This is a genomic window from Microcoleus sp. B3-D2 (assembly GCF_036705345.1).
Taxonomy (GTDB): domain Bacteria; phylum Cyanobacteriota; class Cyanobacteriia; order Cyanobacteriales; family Microcoleaceae; genus Microcoleus.
On the sequence record NZ_JAUBUG010000052.1, the window covers coordinates 1 to 14,937 of the forward strand.

At 47.3% G+C, this 14,937-nt stretch carries 12 protein-coding genes; 6 read left to right on the forward strand and 6 right to left on the reverse strand.

The genetic code is table 11. The features are described 5' to 3' along the window. Positions 1–635: ADYC domain-containing protein (locus QUB14_RS19440; protein ID WP_333218630.1), on the forward strand; the 635-nt coding region annotated here is incomplete at its 5' end. A gap of 97 nt (positions 636–732) precedes the next feature. Here the strand turns inward: QUB14_RS19440 and cruG are convergent. The 6 genes from cruG to QUB14_RS19470 form a co-directional block, all read right to left on the reverse strand. Further along, the gene (gene cruG / locus QUB14_RS19445; RefSeq protein ID WP_333218666.1) at positions 733–1,944 is read right to left on the reverse strand and encodes a 2'-O-glycosyltransferase CruG; all 1,212 of its coding nucleotides are present in this window, start codon (positions 1,942–1,944) and stop codon (positions 733–735) included. Between the two features lie 579 nt (positions 1,945–2,523). Next, on the reverse strand, positions 2,524–3,465 hold the full coding sequence (cruF, locus tag QUB14_RS19450; protein WP_333218631.1) for a gamma-carotene 1'-hydroxylase CruF: 942 nt from the start codon (positions 3,463–3,465) through the stop codon (positions 2,524–2,526). A gap of 77 nt (positions 3,466–3,542) precedes the next feature. Further along, positions 3,543–3,800, reverse strand: a complete 258-nt coding sequence (locus QUB14_RS19455; RefSeq protein ID WP_333218632.1) for a hypothetical protein — start codon at positions 3,798–3,800, stop codon at positions 3,543–3,545. Continuing rightward, positions 3,791–6,406 carry a CHAT domain-containing protein gene (locus tag QUB14_RS19460; protein ID WP_333218633.1) on the reverse strand — a complete coding sequence of 872 codons (2,616 nt, stop codon included), beginning with the start codon at positions 6,404–6,406 and terminating at the stop codon, positions 3,791–3,793. The genes QUB14_RS19455 and QUB14_RS19460 overlap by 10 nt, the downstream gene beginning before the upstream one ends. A gap of 108 nt (positions 6,407–6,514) precedes the next feature. Then, the gene (locus tag QUB14_RS19465) at positions 6,515–9,433 is read right to left on the reverse strand and encodes an S-layer family protein (RefSeq protein ID WP_333218634.1); all 2,919 of its coding nucleotides are present in this window, start codon (positions 9,431–9,433) and stop codon (positions 6,515–6,517) included. A gap of 65 nt (positions 9,434–9,498) precedes the next feature. After that, the gene (locus QUB14_RS19470; RefSeq protein ID WP_333218635.1) at positions 9,499–12,402 is read right to left on the reverse strand and encodes a two-partner secretion domain-containing protein; all 2,904 of its coding nucleotides are present in this window, start codon (positions 12,400–12,402) and stop codon (positions 9,499–9,501) included. A gap of 318 nt (positions 12,403–12,720) precedes the next feature. Between QUB14_RS19470 and QUB14_RS19475 the strand changes: the two genes are divergently transcribed. The 5 genes from QUB14_RS19475 to QUB14_RS19495 all read left to right on the forward strand — a co-directional run bounded on the left by QUB14_RS19475 (position 12,721) and on the right by QUB14_RS19495 (position 14,804). Then, positions 12,721–12,885 carry a hypothetical protein gene (locus QUB14_RS19475; protein WP_445251855.1) on the forward strand — a complete coding sequence of 55 codons (165 nt, stop codon included), beginning with the start codon at positions 12,721–12,723 and terminating at the stop codon, positions 12,883–12,885. Next, complete coding sequence (locus QUB14_RS19480; protein WP_333218637.1) at positions 12,885–13,301, forward strand: PIN domain-containing protein; 417 nt, start codon at positions 12,885–12,887, stop codon at positions 13,299–13,301. The genes QUB14_RS19475 and QUB14_RS19480 overlap by 1 nt, the downstream gene beginning before the upstream one ends. Positions 13,302–13,408: 107 nt before the next feature. Then, a complete protein-coding gene (locus QUB14_RS19485) occupies positions 13,409–13,639 on the forward strand; it encodes a DUF433 domain-containing protein (RefSeq protein WP_333218638.1) in 231 nt (76 codons plus the stop codon). Between the two features lie 41 nt (positions 13,640–13,680). Continuing rightward, positions 13,681–13,893: a hypothetical protein gene (locus QUB14_RS19490; protein WP_333218639.1), complete on the forward strand. Its 213-nt coding sequence runs from the start codon at positions 13,681–13,683 to the stop codon at positions 13,891–13,893. 284 nt (positions 13,894–14,177) lie between these two features. Further along, positions 14,178–14,804 carry a hypothetical protein gene (locus QUB14_RS19495; protein ID WP_333218640.1) on the forward strand — a complete coding sequence of 209 codons (627 nt, stop codon included), beginning with the start codon at positions 14,178–14,180 and terminating at the stop codon, positions 14,802–14,804. Positions 14,805–14,937: the final 133 nt, after the last annotated feature.

The following is a 14,937-nucleotide window of genomic DNA, read 5'->3' on the forward strand; positions in this document are numbered from 1 at the left end:
TCTTGCACTTTATTCTCGCTCGCGCGCTCGAAACCTTTCGCGACGCAATATGCACTCGATTATTCAGCAAGCCCTATCTAGATTCTGCTGATTCTCAATGGAAGAATTTGTGTACTCCTGATGCCGAGAATGTCGCCAAGGCAATTCCGCTGACGGGTTCGTGGGATGAGACAGGAAAGCACACAGAATCGAGCGAGCTCATGACATTTGGCTGTACAAGTGGAGTTCTAGCTAAGTGCGTTCGCTTCGGCTACCAACCTTGGAAGAATGTCAAAGGAAAGTCACTTCGAGACTATCACCAAGCTTGCACGCGCATGACACGGGCCGATTACTGCGGAAACGGCAAAGGCCACACACGAGAGGGAACTCCCATTGACATTTATGACAAGCTTAGTATTCAAGAGAAAACCCCCAACAGCGGGATGGTATTTGAAGCAGCTTGGAGTCCAGAGGGTGCGACTTTTATCAATCGACCGAGATGGTATGATACATTATCTGAAATTCGCCAAGAATGTCCTAACAAACTTAAGGAGCGCATTAATGAGAGCGGTGGTTGGACAACTGCTGAAAAAGTGAAACAGAATCAATCAGATTCCTTACTGTTCAATGATTCGCTGGTAAGAAAACGCCCTTAGCGTATCGAAGGAGAAAAACTGAGAATCGCTATATTTTTCAAGATTTTGTTGGGACACAAAATTGTTGTGTCCTTATATTATGTCCGGTTGCTCCAGCCTAATTGTACTTACGGCCGCGCCACTGAGTAGGCTGATTTAAAGCAGAAATTAGAATTCGCAAAAACGCCAGCGGATCGGCTAAAGGTGACAGCCAAAACAGCCATTTACCCGATGCCCCAGTTGTATCGTAGGAAGGTGCGATCGCCAAACACAAAGCCTCACGCACTGCAACCAAAAATACATTCAATCCCAACAGCCAAAAGTGCGGAAATACACCAACCGGTGGCAGCGAACCAAACAGCAAATAGCACAACACAATCGGCACCGGCAAACCTTGAACCGCCAGCAACAGCCACAAATCGCCCCAGATTTGACCGCCAGAAGCAGCATCTTTCAAATCGAGCGATCGACCCCATTCATTCCAAGTCTCGATCGCCCCCTCATACATCCGCACCTGCAACACCTTAGCCCCATCCAAAAAGCCCACCTTAAAGCCCTTAGCAGCCGCATAGCGAGCCAGAGTCACATCATCGCAAAACGAACCCCTCGCGACCTCATAGCCCCCTAATGCCACCAAAACCTCGCGCTTACACAAGAAACACTGACCGTTCGCCATCACCCGTTCCGGCACATCACCGCCAGTCCCCGTCGGCCCGAACCGATAAACCAAAGTCATTAACAAAGCAGGTTGCAGCCACAACTCCCCCGGATACTTGAGAATAAACTGCGGCGACAGCGAAATCAAATCGTAATTTCCAGCTTTCGCCGTTTTGAGTAAACTCGCAATCAAACCCGGATGCGGCACAGTATCCGCATCGATGCCCAAAATCCACTCGCACTTCTCGGAACTTGCCAAAAAACCCGCATTCAGCGCCCAGGGACGCCCTACCCAGCCCGCCGGCAGCGGATCGTCGTTAATCAAGCGAAACCGGGGGTCTTTTTGTGCTGCTGCTTTGACTAAATCTCCGGTTCCGTCTACCGAATAGCTGTCAACCACAATTACTTCTCGGAGTTCGTAACTTTGGCTGGTTAATCCTTCCAAACAAGGCGAAATGCGATCGGCTTCGTTCAAAGTCGGTACTACCGCAGTACAAGCACCCAACAAATCCAGCGTCGGCGAATCGGGTTCCAGGGGCGGGATGCGCGATGGGCCTTTAATCAAGCGCGACATCAGAATGGCTGCAGCGGGCAATTGCAGCAGCAGGAGTGCGACAGCGATGATAGTTGTCAGCGGTTGGGAGAACACGTGAGGGGCGATCGGGAAAACCATACTATTAAACAATTGAAGAATTGGGAATGACTTACTGGATATGGATCAATACGGTTGGGTTAAAACTATTTATTCCGGGCGAGATCCCCCTCGCATCCCTCTTAAGAAGGGGGACGCAAGAGTAAGTTCTTGTCCCCCCCTTAGTAGGCAGGGCTGTTTCATTATCCGTAGGGGCCGTGCCCCCGTGCCGGCCCTCTTGGTCTGACCTGCAGATCGAATCGTCTAGGTCGGGGGTAGGCACGGGGGCACTACCCCTACAAAATTCATGTTTTTGGTGAGAATGAAACAGCCCTGCCTTAGTAGGGGCGGTGCCCCCGTGCCCGCCCTTGGCTAGGGGAGATCGAGCTTAACAGCAACCGTATTGGGATATGGAATGGAAGCTTATTTACAGTTAATTTTTTTTGTAAGTGGTATCAATTTAAAAATTTAATAAAATTTTGACCTCAAACATATTACAGGAATTGGGAATGAAAAAATCGCCGCTGAAAAACCCGGTTTTTTGTAGAAACCGGGTTTTTAAACTAGCTCAAAATTTAGTGTAAATTTTTGCTAAATCAGGCGCAGTTGCTCGCTAGCAACTCACTTACGCAAAACGCCCACGGGCTGAGGTGGAATTTCAGCCGCGATAACAGATGTCTCCAAAGACGGCATTGTTTCGGTTACGTCACCTGCTGCAGGTTTAGCGATCCAGCTTAACGCGATCGCCGGAACTACGCCCAGAAGCACCGCTAGCGATGTCGGGAACCAGAACCGAGAATCCAACGAAGTTACAGTGATAATTGCTCCGAAAGCAAAGTTTACCAAATAAACAATTAAGGGCAAACCCAATTCCGATCGCTCTAATTTAATCGGTGTTTTTCTCCAGAAGAAAGCTGCTACAGACATAAATAGCGCCCCCGTACCCATCCAGCCAGCCAAATTGCGGTAAGGCATCCCAAAGAAAGCGCCAAGTTCCTCAAACTCCCAAAAAGGCACAGAAGTTTGGCTCATCGCCGGATCTAGTACAAAATCCCAAGCTGTTAGCAGCAAAGCACCAAGGGCGATCGCCCCTATTTGGCGCACCCAGTTGAGTTCACCTTTACCGCCAGCTACTCCAGCGCGAGCAATTACATAGGAAACCAGTCCCAGATAAAACCACGAGAGGGGAATTGTAAACGGAACCAGCCCTGCAATTTTGTAACCCAAACCGCTCAAATAGTGGTAGTGGCCGAAGGGAAAACCCGTACTCGTTCCCAACAACTCGCTACTCAAGGACAAAAACACAGAAGGCAGTAAAAAAGCCAGAGTTGCACCCCAACCCAACGTCCGCAAGGCATAGAGAGCAACTGCTGCTGCACCAAAGATGATATAAACTACTCCGCCCCCAGCCATCCCCCACTGGAATAGCGTTTGCCCTGCTGGTGGCAAACTCATCACCAATTCGGGACGGGGTAAAATCAGCAGCAACCCTGCCAATCCAAAAGCCATTGAGAAGACGTGGGCAATTAGGCAAAAGCGCTCAGCAATCAAAAGTTGCTTCATGGGACTCCTCGAAAAAATATTAGATGCAGAAAGCACTCTTAACAGTTTACAAACTTTAACAAAAAACCAACTGCATTTCAGTTAGTTGTCTGTTGACTGTTGACTGTTGACTGTTGTCTGTTGACTGTTGACTGCCAGCCCCATGCCCGATGCCCGATGCCCGATGCCCCATGCCCCATGCCCGATGCCCGATGCCCGATGCCCCATGCCCGATGCCCCATGCCCGATGCCCGATGCCCGATGCCCGATGCCCGATGCCCCATGCCCCATGCCCCATGCCCCATGCCCGATGCCCCATGCCCCATGCCCAATTCCCGATCGAAGATTACTGCCAATTGCCCACAAGCACGAAAGATGCCCAAAAATACGGATTCTGATACTGTGGGTTTTTCAGCAGGGTTAATTGAGCGTTGCGGAGGGCTTCAGCTTTGCTGGTTTGAGAAGAAGCAAGCTGTTTGTAAAACTCAGCCATAAAGATAGCTGTAGATTCGTCGTTGACTTGCCAAAGGGTGGCGGCGGTGCTGCGGGCACCCGATCGAATTGCGGCCCCCGCCAAACCCAAAGCCGCCCGGTTATCGCCCGAAGCAGTTTCGCAAGCACTTAAAACCAAAAGTTCGATCGGCTGTTGTTTCTCGCCAGTGCGGGTTCGCAGCAGTCGATCGAACTCCTTAACATTCACTTTCTGATCCCAAGTCACAATAAAAGTATCCGCCGCATTCGAGCTAAATTGACCGTGAGTTGCCAAATGGACGATCGGGTAAGACAAAGCTTTAATTCGATCGTGCAACCGCCCGCTGACAAAATCTTGATTCAGCAGCGAACTCGCCGGCATCTCGGCTGCAATTTGTTGAACTTCCTGCGTCACCCCCGGCAAAGCCGAGAAGCCTTGACGCGCTTCCGAGAGGGCAGCGGTGAGCACTCTTAACTTGACTTTGTTCAGGGGTTTCGGTGCCAGCAATTGCAATCCCGGCGCCAAAGCAATACTGTATTTTTCTACCAAAAACTTTTCACCGTCGTGCAGCACCGCCATCGGCAGATTGCGCAAATAACCGTCGAGTACAAATACCAGGGTTTTAATCCCGCCGGCGGTCAAATCCGCCTCTGCGGGGCGGATTAACCAGTCATAAACCTGTTCAACTGGTTGCCTCCTGTCGCGGGGGAAAGAAGCAGGTCTGATGGTATTTTTGGCTTGTCTGAAGGCAGTTTCCAACTCGGCTTGAGACTTCTTCGTAGCGTAGCGGCGCAGGGGTTTGCCGGGAATTGATAAAATTACCTCCAAACGATCGCTCAAAATAATCGGATAAATCACCGCCGCTGTAGGATCAATTTCCTCGATCGACGTTGGTTTAGCATCAGCGCAAGCATCGCGGAAAAAGTTGTCCAATTCCGCCAACTGCAAAGATTCCACCGTTTGGCGCGCCAGTTTCAATTTAGCTTGACTGGGAGATTCCTCTTGCAAAAGCAGCCCGACTAATTCCCGATAAACCGGTTCGGCACTTTCCCGAAACGAAAATTGCACTTCGGGATTGACTGTCACCAAATCGCCCCGCAGAGATGACAGTAGATTCACAGCTTGAGTATATTGAGCGATCGCGCCTTCTGCATTCCCCTGAGCTTTCCGAATCCGTCCCAGTTGCCAAAACAATTGGTAAGCAATATCGGGAGATTGAAACGCCGGTGCTAAACTCAAAGCCTGAATTGTGATATTTTCCGCTGTCTGATACTGCTGTTGGATTTCCGATAGTTTGCCTTTAGCTGCCAGAATATAAGCTTGTATTCGTTTGTTGCCCAAACTGTTTGCTGATTCGAGAGAGCGATCGAGCATTTTGTCAATATCGCTTAAACTCAAAGTTTTCGCAGGCGACTGAGCTAATTCCATCAAGCTTTGAGCTAGATTAATTTGAGCGTAAAGTCCGGCGCGATTCGACCCAAATTGAGCGGTTTGAGGTTCGATGGAACGCCAAAAAGTCTCTGCTTCCGACCAATCTTTGCGATCGATTAACAAACTCAATTGGTTTAACTTCGCCTGAATTTGTAAAAGCGATCGATCCGGCATCGCCTGGGCCGATCGAGCATAATACTCTAGGGCAAAGCGTTCCCAATCACCCCGCTGTTCTGGTGTCAAACCCGATTTATTGCTTTTAGCCCGTACCGTATTGCCCAGATTGAGATAAATTGCAGCCTCCTCTTGCCGAGCACCTAATTTTTGGGCTGCTTCGAGTCCAGCCGACAGCACATCCTGCGATCGTTCGAGTTGTCCCAAAACCCGCAGTACCCGCCCTAAAGCATGAATTGCCCGGACTTGTTCGAGGGAAACCGACCCATTTTTCAAACTTTCCAAACCCGCTGCCGAAACTTCGCAAGTTTGGTTTTCCAGCTTGAAAGAAGCTAACAGCATTTTGCAAGCTCTGGGGTAAAGTCCGAGAAGTTCCCAAGCCCGACTTTGATTAATTTGAACTTGAAAAAGTTGGGGTTTTCTATCAATTTGCTCGAAAATTTTAGCCGCTTGTGTCCAAATCTCGATCGCATCTTGAGTCTGCCCCCGTTCGAGTTGCAACTGTCCTTGAATGTTGAGAGTTTCAGCCAAAATCCGCTGCTGTTCGGGAGTTTTGGCTTGTGTTCGCACAACCGACAAACTCGAATTCACAGCTTTTTCTGCTTCTTCCCAAAGTGTCAATTGCCCGAAAGTTGCAGCTAAATTGCTCAAAGCTGTGGCGCGATCGAGATTTTCGCCTTTTGCCTCAAACTGCGCCGCCGCTTGCTGCAACAGCGGTACAGCTTCCGAAAAACGTTCCTCTCGGTACAGAGTTCGAGCTTGTCGGACAAGCTGCACCGCTTGTGGTGGATTAACCTGAGCAACTCCGGGAGGAATCGCAACGGATAGCAGACAGGAAATCACAAATAACAGAATTACTTGTCGGAGCGATCGAGTAAACTTCATATTTAAAAAATAAAATTACAGCCGCAGACACACATACTAACTAACCCAAATATATCTTATTCTTTATCTGCGTTAATCCGCCTACATCGGCGGTTAAAAAAACTAATTTCAACGAGGCACACAAACAGAAATCGGTCGAGGATTGCGATCCTGAGCAGCATTACCTGGATTGTATCCAACAAGCGTAACTTCTCCTTTCCCATTCACCACCCAACCTTGCGCCGGAACAACTTCCCGATCCCGGATTTCCCCTTCTTCCAACTTCGGTCTATCTGCTACATCCGTTAAATCCCCTACATTGCTCGTTGCCGAACTTCCTGCCTCTTCCACCCACGGCAACGGCCATAGAGGGCTGTTGAGGGCATCATTAGGGCTGGGTGGCACTCCTCCTTTCCCAGTGACGGTAAATGCGCTCCCGGCCTCTTGCGTGCAGGGATTTGCCGCAATTAACGCAGCCGGATCGACAACATTTTGCGGCAGTTCCACTAAACCTTGAGCAGGATTCACTCCAGAAGAACTAAATGTAACACTACCTTGCAAAGCAGGACCAGCCTGTTGAGAAATAGCTGCAATATCGCTAGTGGGAAGTAAAGAAGTTAGATTCACTTGTAAAGCTGCAAATTCAGCATCAGTCAGTCCTAAACTACTCCTGGTTTGTTCGCGGTTAAGGCTTGTAAAGCCAAAGATAGTTGGTACATTGAGCGTAACTTGTCCGCCCCTAGCTGTGCGAGCATTAGCTGTAATATCACTATTCTCTCGTGGTAAAGCCACCAAAATATCGCTATTTATTCTGATATTACCACCCTCAGAGATACCTGCATCCGTAGTGATTCTACTGCCGCCCCGCAAGTGAATGTCTTGCGCTTGAAGGTTAATATTTGCCCCTGTACCAGAGACAGTCGTGCCATCAATTATGCTTTTATTATCCAGGGCAATTGAGTTAGCTACAACGTTAATATTGCCAGCCCTACCTGTTCCGGAAGATTCAACATTAACCACTGCACTATCCCGAATAATCAATTGATTAGCATTCAAATTCAACGAGCCTGCATTTCCGCTAGCAGTGGAATTGACAGCATTAAACGCCCTACCAGCCGAGGCTTCAATTCCACTCCTCAACCCACTGTTACTCCCAATACCTTGCACTTCTAAGCGATCGGCATTAATTGTAATATCTCCTGCATCTGCTATTCCCAAAGAAGCTGCAGAAATAAAGCCACCATTCTGCACAGTTAGTTTAGGTGTTGAGATGCGGATATCTCCACCTCTACCAGAACTTGCCGTTTGAGTAACAAAAGAACTTGGTACATAGCCAGCATCCCCCAAAAATCTTGACTCGCCGCTCACTTCTATAGACTCGGAGGCTCTCACTGTTAAATTTCCTCCCGTCCCCCCACTTGTAGAAAACACGACTTCGCCAAAAATCGCACCCGTCGTTAAACTAATTGTGGCTCCATCAAAAACAGTCAGCCGTTTAGTATCGATAGTAATATCCCCACCTTTTCCATTCCCATCAAAAGTATTCGTGCCGAGCCGAGTTTGCCCTAGACCTACAGGGAGACTACCCGACAATTCCACAGATTCACTCGCTTTAATCGCGATATTCCCCGATGCTCCATCACTACGGCTGAAGCTGGCAAAAGCACCACCATCGCGCAGTATTAACCGTTGGGCTTCCACAGTGATGTTTCCGCCTTGACCAGTGGTTGCGTTCGTTGTTCCGTTATAAAGCGTTGAACTGACGAGTTCGACGGTGTTGGCGCGGATATTCAAATTTCCGCCATTCCCAGCACCAAAGGTGGGGGCACCGCCCACTACCCCATTGCTCATCAACAGCCGTCCGGCTTCAAGGTTAATGTCTCCGGCGGCTCCACTGCCAATAGCGCTAGTAAACAGAACAATTTGCGAAATAAAGGGGTTGCCTGTTCCAGATGTCTGAAAATTTTCTGTAAGCTGCTGATAGCCCTCAATTCCCAAGCCAATCATTTCTAGTGAGTCAGTAGCGCGGATGTTGATATCGCTTCCTCTCCCCTCTCCCAGTGTGGAGGCGAAAATTTGCGAGCCCCCCTCTACTCGCAAGTTTTGGGAATTGATGTCAATGCCTCTACCATTTATATTTCCGAGTGTCAGTCCATAAATTCCTGAACCATTAAGAGTAATATTTCCACCTCGAATATCGACTTTCCCACCTCCTAATCCGCTGGTATTTATAAATGCACCGTTCATTTCAATATTGCCGAAGTTCTGAATATTGCCATAGTTTAAATTCAGACCTAAAGCTGTTGGTTCAAATTGCACTAAACCTGGACTCTTGACACTACCCAGAAGAATTTGTCCGGTATAAGCAGTTAGATTTCCTCCTTGGAGTTGAATGTCACCGCCAATTAATGCTAAAGTTTGACCGGGGTCTACTGCTAAACCGAGTTTTTCAAAAGCCGGAATTTCTATGGGTAGTGGCGGTAAGGCTGATTTAGGAGCCATTGTTTGGGAAGAGTTAACAATAGTGCCGGGATTTTCTCTAAATCTTAAACCGATAGGTATATTGACATTTAACAGCGGTAGTGATTGAGGATTGCTGCTGCTGAATTGATAGCCATTATCGAAAACTACGCTATCAGCAGAACTTGCTAAAAATGAACCCCGCAAATCTAGCCTCGCATTGGGGCCGAAGACAATTCCTTTGGGATTGAGTAAGAATAAGTTGGCATTTCCTTGGACTCCCAACACACCTAAAATATTAGAAGGATTGCCACCCGTAACGCGGCTAAAAATATTGGCAATCCCGTTAGGATTGGCAAAATATGCTCCTCTGCCTTCACCCACGTTAAATTGTTGTAAACTGTGAAATAAATTTACTCCGCGAGTTGCACCGCCTTCTATTCTGTCCGATGGTAAGTTATTAATCGTGTCGGGAACTGTGCGCGAACTTTCTGCGCCCAAGCTATTATCGGGGATGATTTGGGCGATCGCAGGGAAAGGACACAGCAGTAAGAATGCAAAAAATAGGGCGGAAGATTGGCGGCGCATCTTTGAAGTCTGGTTAATTTAATTTTAGAAAAATAGGGAGGGGTTAGCTAAAACCTGAAGAGTACCTATTGAGGTACGCACACACCCGTCGGTTTCGGACTGCGAATAGATGCACCACCAGCAGAATTATAGGCTACCAGCGTTACTTTTCCTCGATCGTCCATTACCCAACCTTGAGCAGGAATAATTTCTGTTGGCCGAACTTCTATGGATGCTAGGCGGCCTTCTACTTGCTGACTTCCACCTACCGCTGGTTCCACCCAATTAAACTGGTTAGAATTGCTGCTGAGAACCTCGTGAGGACTCGCTGGCAATCCCCCCCGCCCAGTCACAGTAAACTCGTTCTCGGCTCCTTGGATGCAGGGATTTGCAGCAATTAAGGCAGCCGGATTGACCACATTTTGCGGCAGTTCCACTAAACCTTGAACGGGATTCACTCCAACAGAACTAAATGTTACCGCCCCTTGCAAAGCCGGGCCACCACTTTGAGAAATAGCCGCGATGTCGCTGCTGGGAAGCAGAGATGTAGGACTTACTTGCAACGCTGCAAATTCGGCGTCACTGAGCCCCAACCTGTTTCTGACTTGTTCGCGACTCGCTGCTGTAAAACCAAAAACATTGGGGACATTGATATTTACGCGACCGCCGCCTGCTGTGCGGGCGTTGGCTGTGATGTCGCTATTTTCTTGCGGGAGGGCGACAAGAATCTCACTGTTAATATTGATATTTCCGCCGTCTGAACTGCCTGCATCGGTGGTAATTTGGCTGTTGTGGCGCAATTGGATGTCTCGCGCTTGCAGGTTAATATTGGCTCCAGTACCGGATACAGTCGTACCGTCAATCATCGCTTTGTTGTCAAGAGCGATCGAATTTGCGACAACATTGATATTACCAGCGCGTCCGGTTCCCGTAGCCTGCACCGTGACTGTAGCTCCATCTCGGACAATTAGTCGATCGGCATTCAGATTCAACGAACCGGCATTTGCCGTCGCCTGGGGATTAGTACCAAATATCTTGCCCACCGAAGCATCAATTGTACTGATAAACAGACCATTATTTCCGCTGCCGCTGACCTCAATGCGATCGGCATTAACAGTAATATTTCCCACATCTCCCACGCCCACAGAACTCGTAGAAATTACCCCCCCATCCCGCACGGTTAGGCTTGGCGTATCAATGCGAATATCCCCGCCCGGACTCGAACTCAAAGTTCCAGAACTCAGCGCACTAGCACTCTGAATTCCGCTGCTCAAAAGTTGAGAAATACCTGAAATTTCTACTGATTCAGTAGCCGTAACTGTTAAATTTCCAGCAGGCCCCCCATCCTGAGAAAACAAAAACCTGCCAATTAACACACCCGTTCCTACTGTAAACGCAGAACCCCCAGAGAGAGTCAACCGCTTAGTATCAACGTTAATATTCCCCGCCCTTCCGTTAGAGCCGATACTTAGGGTGCTAATTCCGGTTGACACAACTGTTGTCGGGCCGCTGTTAGACAATTCTACTGATTCAGCAGCTTTAATGTTGATATTCCCCGACGGGCCGCTGCTGTAGCTCGTCGTACCGAGAATAGAACCATCGCGCATAATTAATCTCGCGACATCAACACTAATGCTTCCTCCCGCACCGGTACTTTCTTTAGCTGTTCCGTTGTTAATTCCAGAACCCACCATCTCAAAAGTATTGGCACGAATGATTAAATTTCCGCCCCTTCCACCCCCAAAAGTGATGCCACTACCTACTACCCCATTGTTGAAGAGCAGGCGGCCGGTGTCGATCGTAATATTCCCCCCCGAACCAGCGCCAGCACTAGCATTAAATAGCACAAATAGCGGGTCAAACGGGTCTGTAGTTCCCGATACCAAATATTTAATTGCAAGCTGTTGATAGCCCTCAACTCCCAGCCCGATCATTTCTACTGAATCAGCAGCGCGGAGGTTGATATTACCTCCTGCACCATCTCCTAGAGTCAGGGTAGAAAATTGCGTGCCGTTTTCCACTCGTAACTTTTGGGCGCTGATATCGATACCTCTACCATCAATATTTCCCAGTGTCAGCGCATAAATTCGCGCACCGCTGAGGGCGATATTTCCACCTTTTAACTCTACTCTGCCACCACCAATTCCGCTGGTGTTGATAAGCGTTCCATCGGCTATTTGAATATTACCGAAGTTTTGAATATTGTCATAATTTAAAGCTAAATTCCCCTGCTGAGCAACAGGAGGAGTCAGTGCAAAATTAACTAAACCGGGACTGGCGACGCTACCGAGTAAAATTTGTCCGCCGCTGGCGGTTAAATTGCCGCCTTGCAGTTGAATGTCGCCGCCAATTAGTGCTAAGGTTTGACCGGGTTCTACTGCTAAACCAACTCGATCGCTAATCGGGATTGGCACAGCAGAGACTGGCAGGTTTATCTTTCCTACAGCCGTCGATTGATTGACAATTGCACCGGGATTGTCTCTAAATCTTAAACCAACGGGAATATTAACGGTTAAAAGCGGGGATGTTTGCGGGTTTGTGCTGCTGAATTCAAAGCCGTTATTAAACACAATACTGTCAGCGGTTGAACCGATAAAGGAACCGCGCAAATCTAACCGAGCATTCGGGCCGAATATAATTCCTTTCGGATTAATTAAAAATAAGTTGCCGTTGCCTAAAACTCCCAGAGTTCCTAAAATATTAGAAGGGTTGCCGCCCGTAACGCGGGTGAAGATGTTAGCAATTCCGCTGGGATTTTCAAAATAAGCTCCCCGCCCTTCACGGATGTTAAATTCGCGCAAGCTGTGAAAGAGGTTAACGCCACGAGTTGCACCGCCAGTGATTCTATCTGAGGGTAAGTTGTTGATAGTATCGGGAACAGTCCGCGAACTTTCCGGGCCCAGGGTATTATCGGGGATGATTTGGGCAAAGGTTGTCGAGGGAAATAGCAATAAGAAAACAAACAGTAGGCCGGAAGACAGGCGAGACATAGCTTTAATCCTGTTATATAAATAATATCGTTTCCGGTTCCATCAGAATTATATATTTGGATTATATCAGTGCGATCGCCCCAGTGTTCTATCGACTCTCTTTCACCGCTAAAGTGGACTTTTCCCCAATATAATAAAGATAGCTTTTTTCAGTGTGACGGCTGAGGAAATCTGTTTGTGTTTAAATATGTGTGTAGAATATGCGTCCGATCATTCATACTAGATGGTAGACACCTTCAATCTTAGGAGCCGTCTATGTTACTACAAGAAGTCAAGGAGCTGGTCTTCAAACTGCCACCGAGCGATCGCCTTGCGTTAGTGGGCGCCATCATTGAGTCCTTACAAGATCAGCCAGTTGCCAGGGCCGAGCGTTCTGGTGCGATTCAGCGGATGCGAGGCTTGCTAAAGACAGACCAACCCGCACCGACAGATGAGGACGTGGCTGCAATGTTGGAAGCGCGACGGGTGGAGAAGTATCTTTAGTGAGAGTTTTAATTGATACCAACATTGTCCTAGATTTTCTGTTGCAGCGAGAGCCATTTTTTCAAGATGCGGAGTTGTTGTTTCAAGCGATCGATGCTGGGCAACTAATCGGTTATGTTACAGCGACAACGCTCACGGATATTTTCTACATTTCTCGCAAACATACTCGCAGCGTTGAGCAAGCACGGCAAGCGGTTTTAGAAACGCTGACTGCTATGGTCATTTGTCCTATTGATCGAGCCGTTTTGGAATCTGCTTTCAACTCTGGTTTGGTTGATTTTGAAGATGCTGTTCAAATTTTTGGTGCAGTTGCTCAAGGGTTAGATGCGATTCTGACCCGCGATAATAAAGGTTTCTTGAGTTCGCCTATACCTGTTTTATCCATTCAAGAGTTGTTGCAGCAGTTAGGGACGTAGAATAAGGGTTAAATCGTATTAAAAACAAGATTGACAACCTTGCCAGAGCCACAGCCACAGGCTAAGATTTTGCAAAGGTCGAGAACACGATCGCGATAATTCTAACTATGAACTACCGAAACCATATCACGATCGAACCCAATAAACGCGGTGGTAAGCCTTGTGTACGCGGCTTACGAATTACGGTTTATGAACTGCTTGAGTACCTGGCTTCCGAGATGACCGAAGCAGAAATTATCGATGATTTTCCCGATCTGACGCGAGAAGATTTAAAAGCCTGCATAGCTTATGCTGCTGACCGTGAGCGTCGGTTTATGACTGCCACCTTATCCGCATGAAATTACTTTAGGATAGGAAGGATTAATTAGGGAATACTCAAATGGCAATTAACACTTTAGAGGAACGGCTTGCAGTAGTGGAAGCAGCGATCACTGAGTTGCAGAAGCAAATTGTGGCTTCTCAACCGACGAATTGGTTGCAACAAATTATAGGGTCTTTCAAAGATGAACCTGCCTTTGAGGAGCTACTTGCCTATGGACGAGCGATTCGCCAAGGGGATGAGTCTCTCCTCGAAGCTCAAGATGAGCTATGAAATATTTACTGGATACAGATCATTTGAGTATTCTTCTATTCATACCTTCATAAAGCTGATCGCTGAGGGTGTTAGATCGAATCTCTTTCACCCATCAAGTTAAGTGCTTGAGTCGAATCGTGTGGCGAACTCGATCTAGGAAAGGAGATTCTGATGGGGAGTAAGAAGGGGTTGACTGCATCATCGATATGCGGTATTTTTCAACTATATGCAGTATTGTACCGCAACTGCGATATAATTATAAGTTATGTTTTTCAGGGTCTCACCCATAGGAGAGATTAATCGTGGTTTTTCCTGTTGCCTTTGAATCAAATGATGAAAACAAACCAACTCTAAGGTTTAAGGATAAGAGTGGCATAGAGCATCCATATTTGGTGGCTGATAGTGCTTTGGCTAAGCGTTTATCAGGTTTAACTCAAATTATGCACGACTTGAATCATGCTCATGAGCTTATGTCTATGATCAAAGATATTGAGAATAGCGAAATCGCATACTCATTATGGATGTCAGCAATAGTCACCTATGGAAAATGCTTTGCTACTGCTAAAGGGCGTAAGAGCAAAATTGAAGAAGATCACGTTCGGAGGGTAGATAAGGATGCAATAGAATTTCATAATTCTATTTTGAATATGAGAAATGAGTATTTTGCTCACGCAGGTGTAAATGAATACCAAAAAGCTAGTACAGTAGTAATTTTGCAACCTGAATCACAAGGTAAAGGTGTAGTAGCAGTCAATCATTTTAATGTAAAGCATAGTAAACCGTCGGAGGAGTTTTGTATTTATTTCTGCTACTTATGTCGAAAGCTATATGATGTAATCGAAAGTATAGGAGAAAATGTTCATCAAAGAGTGCTAGAAGAATATCGAGCAATGAATGTTGATGAACTTTACGCAAAAATAAAAACATAACAACCGTGTTGCAGCGGAACGTACGGGTTTCCTTCGTGGAGTTCGAGAGGTTTTTGCGTCCGATGAACACGACCGTTATGCGGCAAATTAATCGTTAGAAAAGATAAACTTGAGTGCAATGGTATCAGTTTTA